This window comes from Terrabacter sp. 2RAF25 (assembly GCF_052115265.1).
In the GTDB taxonomy this organism is placed as follows: domain Bacteria; phylum Actinomycetota; class Actinomycetes; order Actinomycetales; family Dermatophilaceae; genus Terrabacter.
This window is the reverse complement of sequence record NZ_JBFRGJ010000003.1, coordinates 453,109-471,020: the sequence shown is the minus strand read 5'-3', so window position 1 is coordinate 471,020 and position 17,912 is coordinate 453,109. Positions and strand designations below refer to the sequence as shown.

19 protein-coding genes are annotated in these 17,912 nt (G+C 70.0%); 16 read left to right on the top strand and 3 right to left on the bottom strand.

The window, feature by feature from the left end:
- The first annotated feature begins 12 nt into the window (after window positions 1-12).
- From AB4091_RS11160 to AB4091_RS11110, 11 genes are all read left to right on the top strand, one after another.
- Window positions 13-1,110, top strand: a complete 1,098-nt coding sequence (locus AB4091_RS11160; RefSeq protein WP_442291813.1) for a glycosyltransferase family 4 protein — start codon at window positions 13-15, stop codon at window positions 1,108-1,110.
- Window positions 1,111-1,257: 147 nt separating this feature from the next.
- The gene (locus tag AB4091_RS11155) at window positions 1,258-1,731 is read left to right on the top strand and encodes a hypothetical protein (RefSeq protein ID WP_442291812.1); all 474 of its coding nucleotides are present in this window, start codon (window positions 1,258-1,260) and stop codon (window positions 1,729-1,731) included.
- A gap of 14 nt (window positions 1,732-1,745) precedes the next feature.
- Window positions 1,746-1,997: an AtpZ/AtpI family protein gene (locus AB4091_RS11150; RefSeq protein ID WP_442291811.1), complete on the top strand. Its 252-nt coding sequence runs from the start codon at window positions 1,746-1,748 to the stop codon at window positions 1,995-1,997.
- Between the two features lie 148 nt (window positions 1,998-2,145).
- Window positions 2,146-2,925 carry a F0F1 ATP synthase subunit A gene (gene atpB / locus AB4091_RS11145; protein ID WP_442291810.1) on the top strand — a complete coding sequence of 260 codons (780 nt, stop codon included), beginning with the start codon at window positions 2,146-2,148 and terminating at the stop codon, window positions 2,923-2,925.
- 94 nt (window positions 2,926-3,019) lie between these two features.
- Window positions 3,020-3,229, top strand: coding sequence for an ATP synthase F0 subunit C (gene atpE / locus AB4091_RS11140; protein WP_020142944.1), 210 nt, complete (start codon window positions 3,020-3,022; stop codon window positions 3,227-3,229).
- Window positions 3,230-3,283: 54 nt separating this feature from the next.
- Complete coding sequence (locus AB4091_RS11135) at window positions 3,284-3,886, top strand: F0F1 ATP synthase subunit B (RefSeq protein ID WP_442291809.1); 603 nt, start codon at window positions 3,284-3,286, stop codon at window positions 3,884-3,886.
- A complete protein-coding gene (locus tag AB4091_RS11130) occupies window positions 3,886-4,698 on the top strand; it encodes a F0F1 ATP synthase subunit delta (RefSeq protein WP_442291808.1) in 813 nt (270 codons plus the stop codon). The genes AB4091_RS11135 and AB4091_RS11130 overlap by 1 nt, the downstream gene beginning before the upstream one ends.
- An 87-nt stretch (window positions 4,699-4,785) precedes the next feature.
- Window positions 4,786-6,417 carry a F0F1 ATP synthase subunit alpha gene (gene atpA / locus AB4091_RS11125; RefSeq protein WP_442291807.1) on the top strand — a complete coding sequence of 544 codons (1,632 nt, stop codon included), beginning with the start codon at window positions 4,786-4,788 and terminating at the stop codon, window positions 6,415-6,417.
- Between the two features lie 105 nt (window positions 6,418-6,522).
- Entirely contained in the window at window positions 6,523-7,461 is a 939-nt protein-coding gene (locus AB4091_RS11120) for a F0F1 ATP synthase subunit gamma (RefSeq protein ID WP_442291806.1), read from the top strand.
- Between the two features lie 27 nt (window positions 7,462-7,488).
- On the top strand, window positions 7,489-8,949 hold the full coding sequence (atpD, locus tag AB4091_RS11115) for a F0F1 ATP synthase subunit beta (protein ID WP_442291805.1): 1,461 nt from the start codon (window positions 7,489-7,491) through the stop codon (window positions 8,947-8,949).
- A 128-nt stretch (window positions 8,950-9,077) separates the two neighbouring features.
- A complete protein-coding gene (locus tag AB4091_RS11110) occupies window positions 9,078-10,475 on the top strand; it encodes an NAD(P)/FAD-dependent oxidoreductase (protein WP_442291804.1) in 1,398 nt (465 codons plus the stop codon).
- An 85-nt stretch (window positions 10,476-10,560) separates the two neighbouring features.
- Here AB4091_RS11110 and AB4091_RS11105 read toward each other — a convergent pair whose 3' ends face one another.
- Window positions 10,561-10,998 (bottom strand): DUF6918 family protein, encoded by a 438-nt coding sequence (locus AB4091_RS11105; protein ID WP_442291803.1) that lies wholly within the window; start codon window positions 10,996-10,998, stop codon window positions 10,561-10,563.
- A gap of 118 nt (window positions 10,999-11,116) precedes the next feature.
- Between AB4091_RS11105 and AB4091_RS11100 the strand changes: the two genes are divergently transcribed.
- Window positions 11,117-11,392 (top strand): F0F1 ATP synthase subunit epsilon, encoded by a 276-nt coding sequence (locus AB4091_RS11100; protein WP_045188430.1) that lies wholly within the window; start codon window positions 11,117-11,119, stop codon window positions 11,390-11,392.
- Between the two features lie 9 nt (window positions 11,393-11,401).
- Window positions 11,402-11,839, top strand: coding sequence for a DUF2550 domain-containing protein (locus AB4091_RS11095; protein WP_442291802.1), 438 nt, complete (start codon window positions 11,402-11,404; stop codon window positions 11,837-11,839).
- Between the two features lie 147 nt (window positions 11,840-11,986).
- On the opposite strand, the gene AB4091_RS11090 is transcribed toward AB4091_RS11095, so the two are convergent.
- The gene (locus AB4091_RS11090) at window positions 11,987-12,580 is read right to left on the bottom strand and encodes a hypothetical protein (protein WP_442291801.1); all 594 of its coding nucleotides are present in this window, start codon (window positions 12,578-12,580) and stop codon (window positions 11,987-11,989) included.
- A 638-nt stretch (window positions 12,581-13,218) separates the two neighbouring features.
- Window positions 13,219-13,863: a cob(I)yrinic acid a,c-diamide adenosyltransferase gene (locus tag AB4091_RS11085; RefSeq protein WP_442291800.1), complete on the bottom strand. Its 645-nt coding sequence runs from the start codon at window positions 13,861-13,863 to the stop codon at window positions 13,219-13,221.
- 75 nt (window positions 13,864-13,938) lie between these two features.
- On the opposite strand from AB4091_RS11085, the gene murA reads away from it, so the two are divergent.
- The 3 genes from murA to AB4091_RS11070 all read left to right on the top strand — a co-directional run bounded on the left by murA (window position 13,939) and on the right by AB4091_RS11070 (window position 17,899).
- Window positions 13,939-15,222 (top strand): UDP-N-acetylglucosamine 1-carboxyvinyltransferase, encoded by a 1,284-nt coding sequence (gene murA / locus AB4091_RS11080; protein ID WP_442291799.1) that lies wholly within the window; start codon window positions 13,939-13,941, stop codon window positions 15,220-15,222.
- Window positions 15,223-15,420: 198 nt separating this feature from the next.
- Window positions 15,421-15,777 carry an STAS domain-containing protein gene (locus AB4091_RS11075; protein ID WP_442291798.1) on the top strand — a complete coding sequence of 119 codons (357 nt, stop codon included), beginning with the start codon at window positions 15,421-15,423 and terminating at the stop codon, window positions 15,775-15,777.
- Window positions 15,778-15,880: 103 nt separating this feature from the next.
- Window positions 15,881-17,899: a protein meaA gene (locus tag AB4091_RS11070; protein WP_442291944.1), complete on the top strand. Its 2,019-nt coding sequence runs from the start codon at window positions 15,881-15,883 to the stop codon at window positions 17,897-17,899.
- Window positions 17,900-17,912: the final 13 nt, after the last annotated feature.

The following is a 17,912-nucleotide window of genomic DNA, read 5'->3' as shown; positions in this document are numbered from 1 at the left end:
GAAGGTCGGTAGGTGCACGAGTACGTCCTCGTCCTCATCGTGGCCGCGGCGGTCACGTACCTCGCCACACCCTTCGTGCGCAGCGTCGCCGTCGCGACCGGTGCCTTCACGGCCGTTCGTGAGCGCGACGTCCACAAGACGCCGATCCCGAGGCTCGGGGGAGTGGGGATCTACCTCGGCTTCGTCGCTGCGGTGCTCGTGGCCCGGGCCCTGCCCTACCTCGGCGGGCTCTTCTCCAACCGACAGCTGTGGGGCGTGCTCGTCGCCGGCGGCATCGTGTGCCTCCTCGGTGCCTTCGACGACATCCGCGAGCTGGACTGGCTGACGAAGCTCGCGGGGCAGATGCTCGCGGCCGGGCTGATGGCGTACACCGGGGTCCAGCTGCTCTCGCTGCCGATCTTCGGCACGACGATCCTGCCCACGCCGGTGCTCGTGCTCGTCACGGTCGTGGTCGTCATCGCCTCGACCAACGCGGTCAACTTCATCGACGGCCTCGACGGGCTGGCCGCGGGGGTCGTCGGCATCGCGTCGTTCGCGTTCTTCGTCTACAGCTACTCGGTGTCCAAGGCGTTCGAGCCGGCCAACGTGTTCTCGACGGCGACGCTGATCTCCGCCGCCCTCGTCGGGTGCTGCGCCGGCTTCCTGCCGCACAACTTCCACCCGGCCCGGCTCTTCATGGGCGACTCGGGCGCGCTCACCCTGGGGCTGCTCCTGTCAGCCGCGACGATCACCCTGACGGGCAACGTCGACCCGGGCCAGGTCAGCACCAACGACGTGTCGGCGGCGTTCCTGCCGATGCTCGTCCCCCTCGCGGTCCTGCTCCTGCCGTTGCTCGACATGCTCCTCGCCGTCGTGCGGCGCACCCGGGCCGGCAGACGCCCCTGGCATCCTGACGCGATGCACCTGCACCACCGCATGCTGCGCATCGGCCACGGCCACCGCCGGGCCGTGCTGATCCTCTACCTCTGGGCGGCGATCGTCGCCCTGGGGTCGGTGTCCTTCGTCATCTGGGACGGCCCTCGCCCGCTCGCGGTGGTCGGCGCCGCCGCTGCGATGGGTGTCGTGCTCACCGTCTGGCTTCCGCGGTGGAGGCCCTCCGAACGCTTGTGATAGCATTCACAAGCACCTGAGGGGAGTCTGAGAAGGTCTCTCCGAGGCGCTGAAATCGCTTCACGCACAGTCGATCACGGGCCACACCCGTGACTCAGCCCGAGCCCCGCCCGCACTACGCCTCACGACGCACCCAGGCAGGTTTTCTTGAGCGCCACACCGGCCCCGAGCGCATCACAGTCCGATGCGTTCGCGCAGCTCCTCCGGGGGTCCCTGCTGCCGACCGCCGCCGCGGGTCTCGTGTGCATCGTCGTCGGGCTGGTCTCCAGCCCCAAGGCCGCCTGGTCGGCCGCGCTCGGGGCCGCGATCGTGATCTTCTTCTTCAGCCTCACGCTGCTGGTCATGAAGCGCACGGCCGACCTCGCGCCCACCACGACGATGATGATCGTGATGGCGACCTACACGTTCAAGGTGATCGTGCTCGGCGTCGTGATGTTCGCCCTGCGTGACGTCACGTGGGCGTCGGGCTATGCCATCGGCTTGTCAGTCACCGTGTGCGCCGTCGTCTGGCTGTTCTTCGAGATGCGCGCCTACAAGCGGCTGCGCATCTTCGCCTACGACCCCGACGGCGAGGCGTCCCTCGACGAGCCCCCCACCCGGGAGCCGCGTGATGAGCCGTGACACGGGAGGTCACCATGACCACGTCACCGAACGACGACCCGACACCCGAGCGAGACGCGGACGAGGAGCTGCGGGCGTTCAACACCCGCGAGCAGGACTCCGCCTGGCGGGCTGTCGCCTACCTGCTGTCAGGACCCCTGGTCTACGGCGGCCTGGGTGCCCTCGCCGACCACTGGCTGGGCACGTCGTGGCTCGTCGGAGCCGGGATCGTGGGTGGGATGGCCCTGTCGCTCTACCTGATCTGGTTCCGATACGGTACCCATTGAGCCCAGTGGCCCCCGTGCTGTCGCACAGCGCGCCCCGAGCCAGCACGCCGACCTGGGATCCCGCCGGGAGCACGAACCCGGGCGTTGATCCAGCACCGCTGACGCAGAGCGTCACCCGAAGTGCCCAGAACCTACGAAGGAGCAACCCGTGAGCATCGTGGCCGCCGCCCCGACGGACTACACCGCCCCCGGTATCGAGGAGTTCTGGCAGCCCCTCATCGGCGACGGTCCGTGGGCGATCACGCGTCCGATCTTCCTGATGGTCTTCGCGACCGGCCTGATCATCTGGTGGCTGCTCGCCACCACGAAGAAGAAGGCCCTCGTGCCGAGCCGCGGACAGATGGGCACCGAGGCCGTCTACGGCCTGGTCCGCAACGGCGTCGCCAAGGACCTCATCGGCAGCCACGAGTTCATGAGGTTCGTGCCGCTGCTCTTCTCGATGTTCGTGCTGATCCTCGTCAACAACTTCTTCGGCGTCATCCCGCCGATGAGCTACCCGACGATGAGCCGCATCGGCTTCCCGATTGCCCTGGCCCTCATCGTCTGGGTCGTCTTCCACGTCGTCGGCATGAAGAAGCACGGCTTCTTCGGCTACTGGAAGTCGCTCGTCCCGGCCGGCCTGCCCAAGGGCATGATCCTCCCGATCTTCATCCTCGAGCTGATCACCGACCTCTTCACGCGCCCGGTGACCCTGGCGCTGCGACTTTTCGGCAACATGTTCGCCGGCCACATCCTCATGGTCCTGTTCATCACCGGTGGCTGGTACATGCTCACCTCTGGCGGCATCCTCATCGCCGCCGGCGGCGTCACGTGGGTCTTCGCCTTCGTCATGACGCTCTTCGAGCTGCTGGTCGAGTTCCTGCAGGCCTACGTCTTCACCCTGCTCGCCGCCCTCTACATCGCCGGCGCGGTCGCCGACGAGCACTGAGTGCCCACAGACTGCACCACCTGCACGACCCCGAGCTCCGCCCAGCCCGGCTGACAACCGCCAGCCGGACAACACACGAAGGAATGGAACAAACATGACTGGCAACATCGCCATCCTCGGTTACGGCCTCTCCGCCATCGGCCCCGGTATCGGTGTCGGTCTGATCTTCGCCGCGTACATCAACGGCGTCGCCCGTCAGCCCGAGGCCCGCGGCATGCTCCAGCCGATCGCCTTCCTCGGCATGGCCATCACCGAGGCGCTCGCCATCTTCGGTATCGCGCTCGCCTTCGTCTTCAAGGGCTGACGCCCCTTCCCGGGGCATCCCGAGACATCGTTCGATTCTCACTAGGAGCACCTCATGCAAGCAGTGACCGTGACCGCCGAGGGCGGCGAAGGCGGCTTCTGGGCCACCGCGGCACCGATCATCCCGCACCCGCTCGAGTTCTTCTTCGGTCTGGCGTGCTTCGCGATCCTCTACTACGTCGTCAAGACGAAGGTCGTGCCGCGCCTCGAGCAGATCTACGCCGAGCGCACCGCGGCCATCGAGGGCGGCATGAACAAGGCCGAGGAGGCCCAGGCGCAGGCCCAGGCCGCGCTCGAGCAGTACCAGGCGCAGCTCGTCGAGGCCCGCTCCGAAGCCGCCCGCATCCGTGAGGACGCCAAGGCCCAGGGCGCGCAGATCATCGCCGAGATGCGTGAGCACGCAGCCTCCGAGGCCGCGCGGATCACCGACACGGCGCACAAGCAGATCGAGGCCGAGCGCCAGCAGGCCGTGGTCTCGCTCCGCGGTGACGTGGGCCGCATCTCGACCGACCTCGCGAGCCGCATCGTCGGCGAGTCGCTGCACGACGAGACCCGCCAGAAGGGCATCGTCGAGCGCTTCCTGGCCGAGCTCGAGTCGGGCGACGTCGTGCGTGAGAAGGTCGGCGGTCCCGCCGGCAGCCAGGGCGGAGACGCCTGATGCAGGGACCCTCACGCGCAGCAGCGGCCGCAAGCCGCGACGCGTTCACCGGCGCCCTCGCGGCCGGTGCCGACCGTTCGCGGTTGGCCGAGGAGCTCTTCGGCGTCGTCGCCGTCCTCGACGGCAGCGCGACCCTGCGTCGCGCCGTGGCCGACCCGTCCCGCGAGGGCGCTGACAAGGCCCAGCTCGCCGAACGCCTCTTCGCCGGCAAGGTCAGCGCCGAGTCGCTGGTCGTGCTCAAGGGCGTCGTCAGCCAGCGGTGGAGCTCGGAGCGAGACCTGACCGACACCGTCGAGGCGTATGCCGTCGAGGCCGTCATCGCGCAGGCCGAGACGGGCAACCGCGCCGACGCCGTGGAGGACCAGCTCTTCCGCTTCGAGCGGATCGTGGCAGCCGACCCGGCCCTGCGCACCGCCGTGACCGACGCCCAGGCCCCGCCCGAGACGCGGGCGACCCTCGTCGCCACGCTCCTCGAGGGCAAGGTCGCACCCGAGACGCTGGTCCTGGCCCGCCAGGCCGTCGTCGCGCCGCGCGGCGATCGCTTCGACCGTGCCATCCAGCGCTACCTCGATGCGGCCGCCAGCCGTCGCGAGCAGCAGACGGCCACGGTCACCTCGGCCGTGCCCCTCAGCGACGACGACCGCACCCGCCTCGCCGCGGGGCTCGCCGCCGTCTACGGCGGCACGGTCCACGTCAACACCGTCGTCGACCCCCGGGTCATGGGCGGGGTCAAGGTCGAGATCGGTGACGAGGTCATCGACGGCACCGTCATCCGCAAGATCGACGCGGCGCGCCGCGCCATGGGTGCCTGAGGCACCGCACCGCACCGCACCGCCCACCACCAGCTGTGAACAACCACCGGCCCGCACCGCGAGCCGAAACCGAGGAGAAGATCTGACATGACGGAGCTTTCGATCCGTCCGGATGAGATCCGGGACGCACTGGACTCGTTCGTCCAGTCCTACGAGCCGGGCGCGGCCTCCCGCGAAGAGGTCGGCCGCGTCACCGACGCCGGTGACGGCATCGCTCACGTCGAGGGTCTGCCCTCGGCCATGACCAACGAGCTGCTCCAGTTCGAGGACGGCACGCTCGGCCTCGCGCTGAACCTCGACGTCCACGAGATCGGTGTCGTCGTCCTCGGTGACTTCGCCGGCATCGAGGAGGGCCAGACCGTCAAGCGCACGGGCGAGGTCCTCTCGGTCCCGGTCGGTGACGACTTCCTCGGCCGTGTCGTCGACCCGCTCGGCAACCCGATCGACGGCCTCGGCTACATCAAGACCGAGGAGCGTCGCGCCCTCGAGCTCCAGGCGCCCAACGTCGTCCAGCGCAAGTCGGTCCACGAGCCGCTCCAGACCGGCATCAAGTCGATCGACGCGATGACGCCGATCGGCCGCGGCCAGCGCCAGCTCATCATCGGCGACCGCCAGACCGGCAAGACGACGGTCGCGATCGACACGATCATCAACCAGAAGCGCAACTGGGAGTCGGGCGACCCCGACGCCCAGGTCCGCTGCATCTACGTCGCGATCGGCCAGAAGGGCTCGACCATCGCGTCGGTCCGCGGCACGCTCGAAGAGGCCGGCGCCCTGGAGTACACCACGATCGTCGCGGCCCCCGCGTCCGACTCGGCCGGCTTCAAGTACCTCGCGCCCTACACCGGCTCGGCCATCGGCCAGCACTGGATGTACCAGGGCAAGCACGTCCTCATCGTCTTCGACGACCTGAGCAAGCAGGCCGAGGCCTACCGCGCCGTGTCGCTGCTGCTGCGCCGTCCGCCGGGCCGCGAGGCCTACCCGGGTGACGTCTTCTACCTGCACAGCCGGCTCCTCGAGCGTTGCGCCAAGCTCTCCGACGACCTCGGCCACGGCTCGATGACCGGTCTGCCGATCATCGAGACCAAGGCGGGCGACGTCTCGGCGTACATCCCGACCAACGTCATCTCGATCACCGACGGCCAGATCTACCTGCAGGCCGACCTCTTCAACGCCAACGTGCGTCCGGCCATCGACGTGGGTGTCTCGGTCTCCCGAGTCGGCGGTGCCGCGCAGATCAAGGCGATGAAGTCCGTCGCCGGTCGACTCAAGCTCGACCTCGCGCAGTTCCGTGCGATGGAGGCGTTCGCGATGTTCGCCTCCGACCTCGACCCCGCCTCGCGAGCGCAGCTCGCCCGTGGTGCGCGCCTCGTCGAGCTGCTCAAGCAGCCGCAGAGCAACCCGTACCCCGTCGAGGAGCAGGTCGTCTCGGTGTGGGCCGGCACGACGGGCAAGCTCGACGACGTCGCGGTCGAGGACGTCCGCGCCTTCGAGACCGAGCTGCTCGAGACGCTGCGTCGTGACGGTTCGATCCTGCAGACCATCCGCGAGACGGCCAAGCTCGACGACGACACCGAGACCGCTCTCGGCAAGGTCGTCGACGAGGTCAAGTTCACCTTCCGGGGCACCGGCAAGGACGGCCTCGAGGCCGGCAACGAGGAGTTCGACGAGATCGCCGACGACCAGATCACCCAGGCGAAGATCGTCAAGCAGAAGTGACCAGTCCCGTATGCCGCCCGGCCCGGCCGGGCGGCATACGGGAGCGGGCGTGAGCCCACCCTGCAGGCAACCACAGACTTTTCGAGACCAAGAGAGGCGGAGCACATGGGAGCGCAGATGCGGATCTACCGCCAGCGCATCAAGTCCGTCAACTCCATCAAGAAGATCACCAACGCGATGGAGCTGATCGCGGCCGCGCGCGTCGTCAAGGCCCGCCAGCGGGCCACCGAGGCGACGCCCTACACGACCGCGCTGACGCGCGCCGTGTCCGCGGTGGCGACCAACACGAACGAGGACCACCCGTTGACGACGGCGAAGGAGACGGCCACCCGGGCCGGCGTCGTCATCATCACGGCGGACCGCGGACTTGCCGGTGCCTACTCCGTCGCGGCGATCAAGGAGAGCGCGGAGCTTATCTCCAAGCTGACCGCCGAGGGCAAGGAGGTCGTGCCCTACCTCGTCGGTCGCAAGGCCGTGAGCTACTACAAGTTCCGCAAGCGCGACTATGCCGCCGAGTGGACCGGCTTCACGGACGCCCCGACGTTCGAGCACGCCAAGGAGATCGCCGACCGCATCACGGCCGACTTCCTCAAGGACACGGCGGAGGGGGGCCACGACGAGATCCACATCGTCTTCACGCGCTTCCGCTCCATGGTCCGCCAGGACCCGCACGTGCTGCGCCTGCTGCCGCTCGAGGTCGTCGAGGCCGACGACGCCGGTGAGGACACCGACCTCGACCTGTCGGTGAACCGCTACGAGGAGGGGCAGATCCCGCCCGAGTACTCCTTCGAGCCGAGCGCCGCCGAGGTGCTGGACCTGCTCCTGCCGAAGTACGTCCGCAACCGGATCTTCACCGCTCTGCTCAGCTCGGCGGCTTCCGAGCTCGCCGCCCGTCAGCGGGCGATGAAGTCGGCCACCGACAACGCGACGGAGCTGATCAAGACCTACCAGCGCCTCGCCAACCAGGCCCGCCAGGCCGGCATCACCCAAGAGATCAGCGAAATCGTGGGCGGCGCCAACGCCCTCGCCGACGCCAAGAAGTAACGCCCACAGGTAAGGAAGCAGACCACCATGACTGCAACTGTCAGCGACACCACGTGGACGGCCCCGCCCGCGGGCGGCGTCGGACGCATCTCCCGCATCATCGGCCCGGTCGTCGACGTCGAGTTCCCCTCCGACGCGATGCCCGAGCAGTACAACCTGCTCACGACCGAGGTGACCCTCGCCGGCGAGACGAAGAACCTCAACCTCGAGGTCGCCCAGCACATCGGCGACAACATGGTCCGCGCCATCTCGCTCCAGCCGACCGACGGCCTCGTGCGCGGCTCGTCCGTGCAGGACACCGGCGGCCCGATCACGGTGCCCGTCGGCGACGTCACGCTCGGCCACGTGTTCAACACGACCGGCGAGTGCATGAACCTCGCCGAGGGCGAGACGCTCGAGGTCAAGGAGCGCTGGGGCATCCACCGCAAGGCGCCTGCCTTCGACCAGCTCGAGTCCAAGACCACGATGTTCGAGACGGGCATCAAGGTCATCGACCTGCTCACCCCGTACGTCCAGGGCGGCAAGATCGGCCTGTTCGGTGGTGCCGGTGTCGGCAAGACCGTGCTCATCCAGGAGATGATCGCGCGAGTCGCCCGCGACCACGGCGGTGTGTCGGTGTTCGCCGGTGTCGGCGAGCGCACCCGTGAGGGCAACGACCTCATGGTCGAGATGGAGGAGGCCGGCGTCCTCGGACAGACGGCCCTCGTGTTCGGCCAGATGGACGAGCCGCCGGGCACGCGTCTGCGCGTCGCCCTGTCGGCGCTGACGATGGCGGAGTACTTCCGCGACGTCCAGAAGCAGGACGTGCTCCTCTTCATCGACAACATCTTCCGCTTCACGCAGGCCGGCTCGGAGGTCTCGACCCTCCTCGGCCGTATGCCGTCCGCCGTGGGCTACCAGCCCAACCTCGCCGACGAGATGGGCACGCTCCAGGAGCGGATCACCTCGACGCGCGGTCACTCGATCACCTCGATGCAGGCGATCTACGTTCCGGCCGACGACTACACCGACCCGGCCCCGGCCACGACGTTCGCGCACCTCGACGCGACGACCGAGCTCTCGCGTGACATCGCGTCGATGGGTATCTACCCCGCCGTCGACCCGCTGTCGTCGACCTCGCGAATCCTCGACCCGCGCTACATCACGGCCGACCACTACAACACGGCCGTGCGCATCAAGTCGATCCTCCAGCGCAACAAGGAGCTGCAGGACATCATCGCGATCCTCGGCATCGACGAGCTCTCCGAAGAGGACAAGATCCTCGTCAACCGGGCCCGTCGCATCCAGCGCTTCCTGTCGCAGAACACCTACGTCGCCAAGCAGTTCACCGGCATCGAGGGTTCGACCGTGTCGCTCGCCGACTCGATCGAGGGCTTCACCAAGATCGCCGACGGCGAGTACGACCACGTCGCCGAGCAGGCGTTCTTCATGTGCGGTGGCCTCGACGACGTCGAGCGCCAGTGGTCGGAGATCCAGAAGAACCTCTGATGCCGCATCGCTCGGTGACCAGGTGTGACCGAGCAGACACGCGCCAGCGCCGGTGTCCCGAAAGGGATGCCGGCGCTGCGTCGTTGTAGCAACTGACGAGTCACGTCGAGCAGCAAGGAGCCAACCTCATGAGCCTGCCCACCCAGCCCACCCGACCCGACGCAGCGCGCCACCGCGTCGTCGTCATCGGATCGGGCTTCGGAGGACTGTTCAGCACGCAGAAGCTGAAGGGCGCCGACGTCGACGTCACCCTCATCGCCCGCACCACGCACCACCTGTTCCAGCCGCTGCTCTACCAGGTCGCGACCGGCATCCTCTCCGAGGGCGAGATCGCCCCGTCGACGCGCGAGGTGCTGCACCGACAGCGCAACGCCAAGGTGCTGCTCGGTGACGTGACCGACATCGACCTCGCCACGCGCACGGTGACGCACACCGCCGTCGGACGCGAGACCGTCACCCCCTACGACTCGCTGATCGTCGCCGCCGGCGCCGGCCAGTCGTGGTTCGGCAACGACCAGTTCGCCCGGCACGCCCCGGGCATGAAGTCGATCGACGACGCCCTCGAGCTGCGCGGGCGCATCTTCGGCTCGTTCGAGCTCGCCGAGCTGGCCTCGACCCCCGCCGAGATCGAGCGCCTCATGACCTTCGTCGTCGTCGGCGCGGGGCCCACAGGCGTCGAGATGGCCGGACAGATCTCGGAGCTGGCCAAGCGCACCCTGCGACGGGACTTCCGCCGCATCGACCCGACGAAGGCACGGGTCATCCTGCTCGACGCCGCACCCGCCGTGCTCGGCTCGTTCGGCGAGAAGCTCGGCGACCGGGCCGTCAAGCGCCTCACCGAGATGGGCGTCGAGGTCCGCCTCGGAGCCAAGGTGGTGGACGTCGACTCGACGGGCATCGAGGTCGAGCTGGGCGACGGCTCCCGCGAGCGCATCGAGTCGGTCTGCAAGGTGTGGGCAGCCGGCGTCAGCGCCTCACCGCTCGGGCGCCAGCTCGCCGAGCAGTCCGGTGCCGGGATCGACCGTGCGGGCCGTGTGGAGGTGAACGACGACCTGACCCTGCCGGGCCACCCGGAGGTCTTCGTCGTGGGCGACATGATGTCGCTGCGCGGGCTCCCGGGCGTCGCGCAGGTCGCGATCCAGGGCGGGCGCTACGCCGCCGAGCAGATCGAGCGCCGGCTCGAGGGCCAGCCGCCGAAGGGCCGGTTCGAGTACTTCGACAAGGGCTCGATGGCGACGATCTCGCGCTTCTCGGCCGTCGCGTCAGTGGGCAAGGCGCAGTTCAGCGGGTTCATCGCCTGGGTCCTCTGGCTGGCCGTGCACCTCGTCTACATCATCGGCTTCAAGCACCGCATCACGACGCTGCTGCACTGGGTCGTCACCTTCATCGGACGCGGCCGCTCCGAGCGGGTCGTCACCGAGCAGCAGGTGTTCGCGCGACAGGCGATCGCCGACCTCGGGTCCGGCTACAGCCCCGAGCTCCCACGGCTGGTCAAGGACCGGCCGCACGAGGAGCAGAGCGACTGAGGCACCCACCCGACCGCAGTCGGTCCGCCGCTGGGTCGGCTCCCACCCGGGGAGCCGACCCAGCGGCATACGTGCTCGGGACGACTCAGGGGACGAGGCGCTCGACGGCAGCGCCGAGGCGGGGGAGCGCCGCGACGACGTGCTCCCTGGCCTTGCCGCGCAGCGACCCGTACACCTTCGCCGCCGCGCCGTGCGAGGTGCTCGCGGCCTTCGCGTCGGTGACCGCGAGGAGAGCGTCAGCGGCGGCCTCGGGCTGCGCGGCGAGGTGGGCGCCGAACGACTGCTCGCCCTTGGTGGCCCAGAACGGGTCGAGCGCCGTCGCGAACTGGGGCAGCAGGCGGTCGGTGGCGCTCGTGACGAAGTTGCCGCCGAGCTTCTTCGCGGCGGCATAGCCGGCCTTGACGGCGGCGCCCCCGAGGCCGGACTTGTCGGCGACCTCGGCGTCGATCACATCGGTGAGGGTGGCGACGGCCACCGGGCGGCGGGTCGGCTCGAGAAGGGCATCGGACACGGCAGTGCTCATCGGTCATGACTCCTGTGGAGGTGGGGAATCGGAGCGGGCGGCCCATGCCACCTCGCGTACGGAGCATCCTCCCAGAGGCACTAAACTGCAGAGCACACCCCCACGATCCGGAGGAAACGTGAGTTCGCTCAAGGTTGAGATGGTTGCCGCCGACCGGAAGGTCTGGGAGGGCGAGGCCAAGTTCGTACGCGCCCGGTCCATCTCGGGCGAGCTGGGCATCCTGCCCGGCCACACCCCGCTGCTCGGCGTCCTCGTCGAGGGCGAGGTCGCGATCGAGTCGCTCGAGGGCGACCGACGCACGGTGACCGTCGACGGGGGCTTCCTGTCCGTCGACTCCGACGTGGTCACGATCGTGGCCGAGCACGTCGACGCGTCGTCGCTACAGGCGAACTGAGGCCACCGCGTGCCGTCCGTTCTCGTCTCGACCGAGATCGTGATCGGCACGCTCCTGGTGGTCGCGGTGGTCGTCCTCGCGACGACCTACCTGCGCCGCCGCTACATCGCGAAGGGTCTGCCCCTGACGCTCTGCGGGCTGCGCCGCACGCAGTCCGACCGCTGGCGCCTCGGGCTCATCCGGTTCGGCGACAACGCCCTCGAGTGGCACGCGCTCGGGGGCGTCTCCGTGCGCCCGAAGCACCGCTGGCTGCGCCAGAGACTCATCCTCGACGCCCCTGAGCTGCTCGTCGGGCGCGACTCGATCCCTTTGCTGCCCGACGCGAGCCGCGTCCCGTGCACCGACGGCGACACCGCCTTCGAGCTCGCCCTGCAGGGCCCGGCCTACACCGCGCTGCGGTCGTGGCAGGAGGCCGCACCCCCCGGCTACAACGTCAACGTCGCCTGACCGTCTCCGGCCCCGGGCGTCAGGTCCCGAAGCTGCGCCCAGGCGGGTTTCGCACCTCGTCGTTGCGCCTGACCCGGCGCGAGATCGCGCAGCAGGTGCTGCAGGGTGACACCGCCTGCGCGATCAGCCGCACGATCAGGCGCAGTATCAGGCGCCTCGTCCGGCCCGGACGGCTCCCGGCGGCAGCAGCCGGCCGTTCTGCCACGGATCCCTGGGCGTCGCGACCACGTCGGCGCGCTCGCCCGACGCCCGGGCCCGGACGTATGCCGTCTCGACGCGTTCCAGCACCCACCGCGGTCGCGCGCGGATCGAGTGAGGGGTGACGCCGAGGACCACGACGCGTACGGCCTGCAGGTCCGTGTCGTGCTCGACCGTCGACTCCCACTCCCGTTCGCCGGCGTGCCACTTCCGGCTGTGCACCATGACCGCCATCGCCACGTCGTCGACCCAGATGTCGGGGGTGGTCAGGCGAATCCCCTGGGCGTCCCGGAGCTCGGGGTTGGCCCACACCTCGGGCAGCACCTTCGAGGTGGACAGCAGGAGCAACAGGTCCGACTCGGCCAGCGACCACGCGCCCGTCGCCGCGAGCGCGAGTCCGTCGTGGAGTCGGCGCGAGCCGACCTGGCCGCGCGCGAGGGCCCAGTGCAGCAGGTCGCTCGTCCGGGCGGTTCGTGAGCGCGCCGCCGAGACGAGGACGGCCCGGGCCTGCTCGTCGGAGGGGGCGGCCGCGGCAGCGTCCACCGCGGCGCGTGCCGGGCACGAGACCCTGAGAGGCTCGCGCGTGGAGCGGCTCGTCGAGCAGGGTCGTGTTGCGCACGACGACCCAGGCGTGACGGCGCGACCGGAGAGGTGCCGGCACGAGAACGTGGATCGGGTTGGTCACCGTGAGGTCGCCGATGCCGTGGAGCGCTGCCGCGGTGGGACCTGCCAGCCAGCTGCGGGGTCCGGCGAACAGCTGCGCCGCCATCAGCCGCTGCTGCTCGTTCGGCAGGGCGTTGGAGAGCAGGACGACACCCCGCAGCACAAGCCGCCACTCGCGGCCGAGGCGGGTGCGAAGCCGTGCCGGCGTGACCCCGCCGTCGAGGAGCTGGCGCCGGGTCAGGACACCGAGCTGGTGTTGCGCCAGGTCGCGCAGGTCGGGCGGGAGGGATCGGTCCATCCGCCCACGGTGCGCGTGATGAGCAGCCACGGCGAGCCGCGCGGCTTCGGTTGTGGACCACGCAGGGGAGTGGCCGGGGGATGTGGACGAACGCCAGTTTCGGGGCCTGGTCCTGCGCGTCATCGCGCCATTGCTGCGCTCTGGCGACACTGGCTGCGCGATCTCGCGCCCGAGCAGACGCCGGGTAGAGCCAGCCCCGGGCGTATGCCGGGTCGCTGGGTCAGTGCTTCTTGTGGCGCTCGGGCTTCTCGACGCGGCCGCCGCCCGGCTGCCACAGGATGTCGCCACCGATGGGCTTGTTGGCGACCCTGGCGAGGATGAAGAGCAGGTCGGAGAGCCGGTTGAGGTACTTCGCCGTCAGCACGTTGACGCCGCCGACCCCGCGCACATCGGTGCCCTCGGGAGCCGGTTCGGTGCCGTGCTGGTCGACCGCCGCCCACACCGAGCGCTCTGCGCGGCGCACGATCGTGGTCGCCAGGTGCAGGTGCGCCGATCCGGCGGTGCCGCCGGGCAGGATGAACGACCGCAGCTTCTCGACCGACTCGAGGTAGTGGTCGCAGTCGGCCTCGAGGTCGTCGATCCACGGCTGCTCCACCCGCAGGGGCGGGTAGTCGTAGGTCTGGCGCAGGGGGGTCGACAGGTCGGCCCCGACGTCGAAGAGCTCGTTCTGCACGCGCTGCAGGGTCGCCTTGACGTCGTCCGGCAGCTCGCCGCAGGCGACCGCGATCCCGATGGCGGCGTTGGCCTCGTTCGAGTCGGCGTACGCGTGCAGCCGGGCGTCGTTCTTGCTGACTCTCGAGAAGTCGCCGAGGCTCGTCGTGCCGTCGTCGCCGGTGCGCGTGTAGATCCGCGTCAGGTTGACCATGGGCACACTCTCTCACCCGCCGGAGCGCGGGTGAGCGGCGGTCGGCGGCGGCCGGTGGCCGATAGGGTTCGGTGGGTGAGAGAGCGATTCCGGGTCGTCGGCGGCGCGCACCTCGTCGGCGAGGTGGCCGTCGTGGGGGCCAAGAACAGCGCCCTGAAGCTCATGGCGGTGGCCCTGCTCGCGGTGGGCCGCACCACCCTCACGAACGTCCCGGCCATCGCCGACGTGACGATCATGGCCGAGCTGCTGCGTCGGCTCGGCGTGGGTGTCGACTACGACGCGGCCGCCGGGACCGTCGTGCTCGACGTGCCCGAGCGCATCGGCCACCGCGCCGACTACGAGCTCGTGCGCGCGCTGCGGGCATCGATCTCGGTGCTGGGACCTCTCGTCGCGCGCGTGGGCGAGGCCGACGTCGCCGTGCCCGGTGGCGACGCCATCGGCTCTCGCGGCCTCGACCTGCACGCGGCAGGTCTCGAGGCACTCGGCGCCGAGGTCCACGTCACGCACGGCTACCTCGTCGCGACCGCCCCGAACGGCTTGCACGGCGCCGAGATCCGGCTGGACTTCCCGAGCGTCGGGGCCACCGAGAACATCCTCACCGCCGCGGTCCTGGCCCGCGGCACGACGACGATCGACAACGTCGCCAAGGAGCCCGAGATCGTCGACATCGCCGAGATGCTCACCTCGATGGGCGCGCGGCTCGAGGGCGCGGGCACCTCGCGCATCACCGTCTCCGGGGTCGACTCGCTCTCTCCGTGCGAGCACGCCGTCGTGCCCGACCGCATCGCGGCCGGCACGTGGGCCTTCGCCGCGGCAACGACCCGTGGCGACATCGAGGTGGTCGGCGGCGTCGCCGATCACCTGCGGGCGCCACTCGGTGCCCTCGAGCGGGCCGGCTGCGACGTCGAGTCCACCGACCGGGGGTTCCGCGTCTCGGCCACGGGCCGCAGCGTGCGGGCGTTCGACGTGGCGACCCTGCCCTACCCGGGCTTCCCCACCGACCTGCAGCCCTTCGCCCTGACCTACAACGCGGTGGCCGAGGGGTCCGCGATGGTGACGGAGAACCTCTTCGAGGCCCGCTTCCGCACCGTCCAGGAGCTGGCCCGGCTCGGGGCCGACGCCCAGGTGGACGGGCACCACGTCATGACCCACGGCGTCCCGATCCTCTCGGGGGCGCCGGTCGAGAGCAGCGACATCCGGTCGGGCGCGGCTCTCGTCATCGCCGGCCTGGTGGCCGAGGGCGACACGCTCGTCAGCGGCGTGCACCACATCGACCGCGGCTACCCCCGGTTCGAGCAGGCCCTCCGGGCTCTCGGCGCCGAGGTCACGCGCGAGCCCGACGACGCGCCGTTCGAGTAGGCCGCAGCCTCCTCGCGGGCGACCGTGACCGCGACTGCGTGTCCGCTTTGTCGCAAGCGTTCGGATGGTGCATCGGCGGGCCCCCGAACTTTGTCGCGAGGTACGTATTTTCTTGACCACATCTTGACTCCTAGGGGCAACGTTTCGGCAGGCTGACGCGTCATCATGGGTGACGGCACAGCGTTGAGAGGGGTCTACATGACGCTGCACTCCCACAGCAGGGGACCGGTCAGGGTGCTCGACGCACCTGATGGCCACGACGTGATCATCGAGGGTCGACTCGATGTCCACACCGTTCCTGACATCCGCGACGCCATCCACGCCGTGATCGTGCTCGGCCCGGGTGAGCTCCGTCTCCACCTCGGCAGCGCCGAGATCGGCGACGCCACCGGGCTCGGCGTCATCGTCCACCTGCATCGCCGCGCCACGCGCGCCGAGCGTCGGCTGCTGCTCGTCGACGCGAGCGACCGCACCACCCGGTTGCTGCGGGGCTGCCGGCTCGAGCGCATCATCGCGCCGCGTCACGCCGTCACTGTGGCGCCTCTCACCGCCTGAGCGCCTCCCCACCGCACCAGCCCGCCACTACCGTCGAGCCATGTCTTCGACGGAGAGCACACCGCACGCGACCGCCCTGGTGACGCCCGACCGTCCGTGGGTGATGCGCACGTATGCCGGCCACTCGAGTGCCGCTGCCAGCAACGCGCTCTACCGCCGCAACCTCGCCAAGGGCCAGACCGGCCTGTCTGTCGCCTTCGACCTGCCGACCCAGACCGGCTACGACCCCGACCACGTGCTCTCGCGCGGAGAGGTCGGCAAGGTCGGCGTGCCGGTCAGCCACATCGGCGACATGGAGGCGCTCTTCGACGCGATCCCGCTGCGCGAGATGAACACGTCGATGACGATCAACGCGACTGCGATGTGGCTGCTCGCGCTCTACCAGGTGGCCGCCGAACGCCAGGCCGAGGCCGCGGGTGACGACCCGGCCGAGTGGGTGCACGCCCTCGCCGGCACCACCCAGAACGACATCATCAAGGAGTACCTCTCGCGGGGCACCTACGTCTTTCCGCCGGCTCCCTCGCTGCGGCTCATCACCGACATGGTCGCCTACACGGTGCGCGAGATCCCGAAGTGGAATCCCATCAACATCTGCAGCTACCACCTGCAGGAGGCGGGTGCCACCCCCGTGCAGGAGATCGCGTACGCCATGTCCACCGCGGTCGCGGTGCTCGACGCGGTGCGCGACTCGGGGCAGGTGCCCGCCGACGAGTTCGCGAGCGTCGTCGCGCGGATCTCCTTCTTCGTCAACGCCGGTGTGCGGTTCGTCGAGGAGATGTGCAAGATGCGCGCCTTCGTCGAGCTGTGGGACGAGCTGACCCGTGACCGCTACGGCGTGACCGACCCCAAGGCGCGTCGCTTCCGCTACGGCGTGCAGGTCAACAGCCTCGGCCTCACCGAGGCGCAGCCCGAGAACAACGTCCAGCGCATCGTCCTCGAGATGCTCGCCGTGACCCTCTCCAAGGACGCGCGGGCCCGCGCCATCCAGCTGCCCGCGTGGAACGAGGCGCTCGGCCTGCCGCGGCCGTGGGACCAGCAGTGGAGCCTGCGCATGCAGCAGGTGCTCGCCTACGAGTCCGACCTGCTCGAGTACGACGACCTCTTCGCGGGCTCCGTCGTGGTCGAGGGCAAGGTGGCCGAGCTGGTGGCCGGGGCCAGGGCCGAGATGGCGCGCATCGACGAGATGGGCGGCGCGGTCGCGGCGGTCGAGTCGGGCTACATGAAGTCCGCGCTCGTCGCCTCGCACGCCGAGCGGCGCCGCCGCATCGAGGCCGGTGAGTCCGTCATCGTCGGTCTCAACAAGTTCGAGACGACCGAGCCCAACCCGCTGACCGCCGACCTCGACACCGCGATCCAGACCGTCGACGCCGGCGTCGAGCGAGCGGCCGCCGAGGCCGTACGCGTGTGGCGCGAGTCGCGTGACGCCGACCCTGCGCGACGCGACCGAGCAGCGGTCGCGCTCGACCGGCTGAGGTCCGACGCAGCCTCCGGCACCAACCTCATGGCAGCGTCGCTCGAGTGCGCTCGGGCAGAGGTCACGACGGGGGAGTGGGCCGGGGCCCTGCGCGAGCAGTTCGGTGAGTACCGCGCTCCCACAGGCGTTTCGGGCTCGGTGGGTGTCGGCTCGAGCGAGCCCGGTGACGCCCTGGCCAGAGTCCGCGACCTCGTCGCCCGCACGGGCGACGACCTCGGCGAGAAGCTGCGCATCCTCGTCGGCAAGCCGGGGCTCGACGGCCACAGCAACGGCGCCGAGCAGGTCGCGGTGCGGGCCCGCGACGCCGGCTTCGAGGTCGTCTACCAGGGCATCCGCCTCACTCCGGAGCAGATCGTCTCCGCCGCGGTCGCCGAGGACGTCCACCTCGTCGGTCTCTCGATCCTCAGCGGCTCGCACATGGAGCTCGTGCCAGAGGTGCTCAGAGGCCTCGCGGAGGCCGGTGCGGCCGACCTGCCCGTCATCGTCGGGGGCATCATCCCCGAGTCCGACGCAGCCGCCCTCAAGGCTGCCGGGGTCGCGATGGTCTTCACCCCGAAGGACTTCGGGCTCAACGACATCATGGGCGAGATGGTCGGGGTGATCCGGGCCGCCCGCGGACTCGCGCCGCTCGAGACCGCACCGGCCTGACTGGCGTAGCGTC

Coding starts and splice junctions, on each gene's coding strand:
- atpD (WP_442291805.1), top strand. CDS start 7,489: ATGACTGCAACTGTCAGCGACACCACGTGGACGGCCCCGCCCGCGGGC.
- AB4091_RS11150 (WP_442291811.1), top strand. CDS start 1,746: ATGACCACGTCACCGAACGACGACCCGACACCCGAGCGAGACGCGGAC.
- AB4091_RS11130 (WP_442291808.1), top strand. CDS start 3,886: ATGCAGGGACCCTCACGCGCAGCAGCGGCCGCAAGCCGCGACGCGTTC.
- AB4091_RS11070 (WP_442291944.1), top strand. CDS start 15,881: ATGCGCACGTATGCCGGCCACTCGAGTGCCGCTGCCAGCAACGCGCTC.
- atpA (WP_442291807.1), top strand. CDS start 4,786: ATGACGGAGCTTTCGATCCGTCCGGATGAGATCCGGGACGCACTGGAC.
- AB4091_RS11075 (WP_442291798.1), top strand. CDS start 15,421: ATGACGCTGCACTCCCACAGCAGGGGACCGGTCAGGGTGCTCGACGCA.
- AB4091_RS11085 (WP_442291800.1), bottom strand. CDS start 13,863: ATGGTCAACCTGACGCGGATCTACACGCGCACCGGCGACGACGGCACG.
- AB4091_RS11105 (WP_442291803.1), bottom strand. CDS start 10,998: ATGAGCACTGCCGTGTCCGATGCCCTTCTCGAGCCGACCCGCCGCCCG.
- AB4091_RS11120 (WP_442291806.1), top strand. CDS start 6,523: ATGGGAGCGCAGATGCGGATCTACCGCCAGCGCATCAAGTCCGTCAAC.
- AB4091_RS11135 (WP_442291809.1), top strand. CDS start 3,284: ATGCAAGCAGTGACCGTGACCGCCGAGGGCGGCGAAGGCGGCTTCTGG.
- AB4091_RS11110 (WP_442291804.1), top strand. CDS start 9,078: ATGAGCCTGCCCACCCAGCCCACCCGACCCGACGCAGCGCGCCACCGC.
- atpE (WP_020142944.1), top strand. CDS start 3,020: ATGACTGGCAACATCGCCATCCTCGGTTACGGCCTCTCCGCCATCGGC.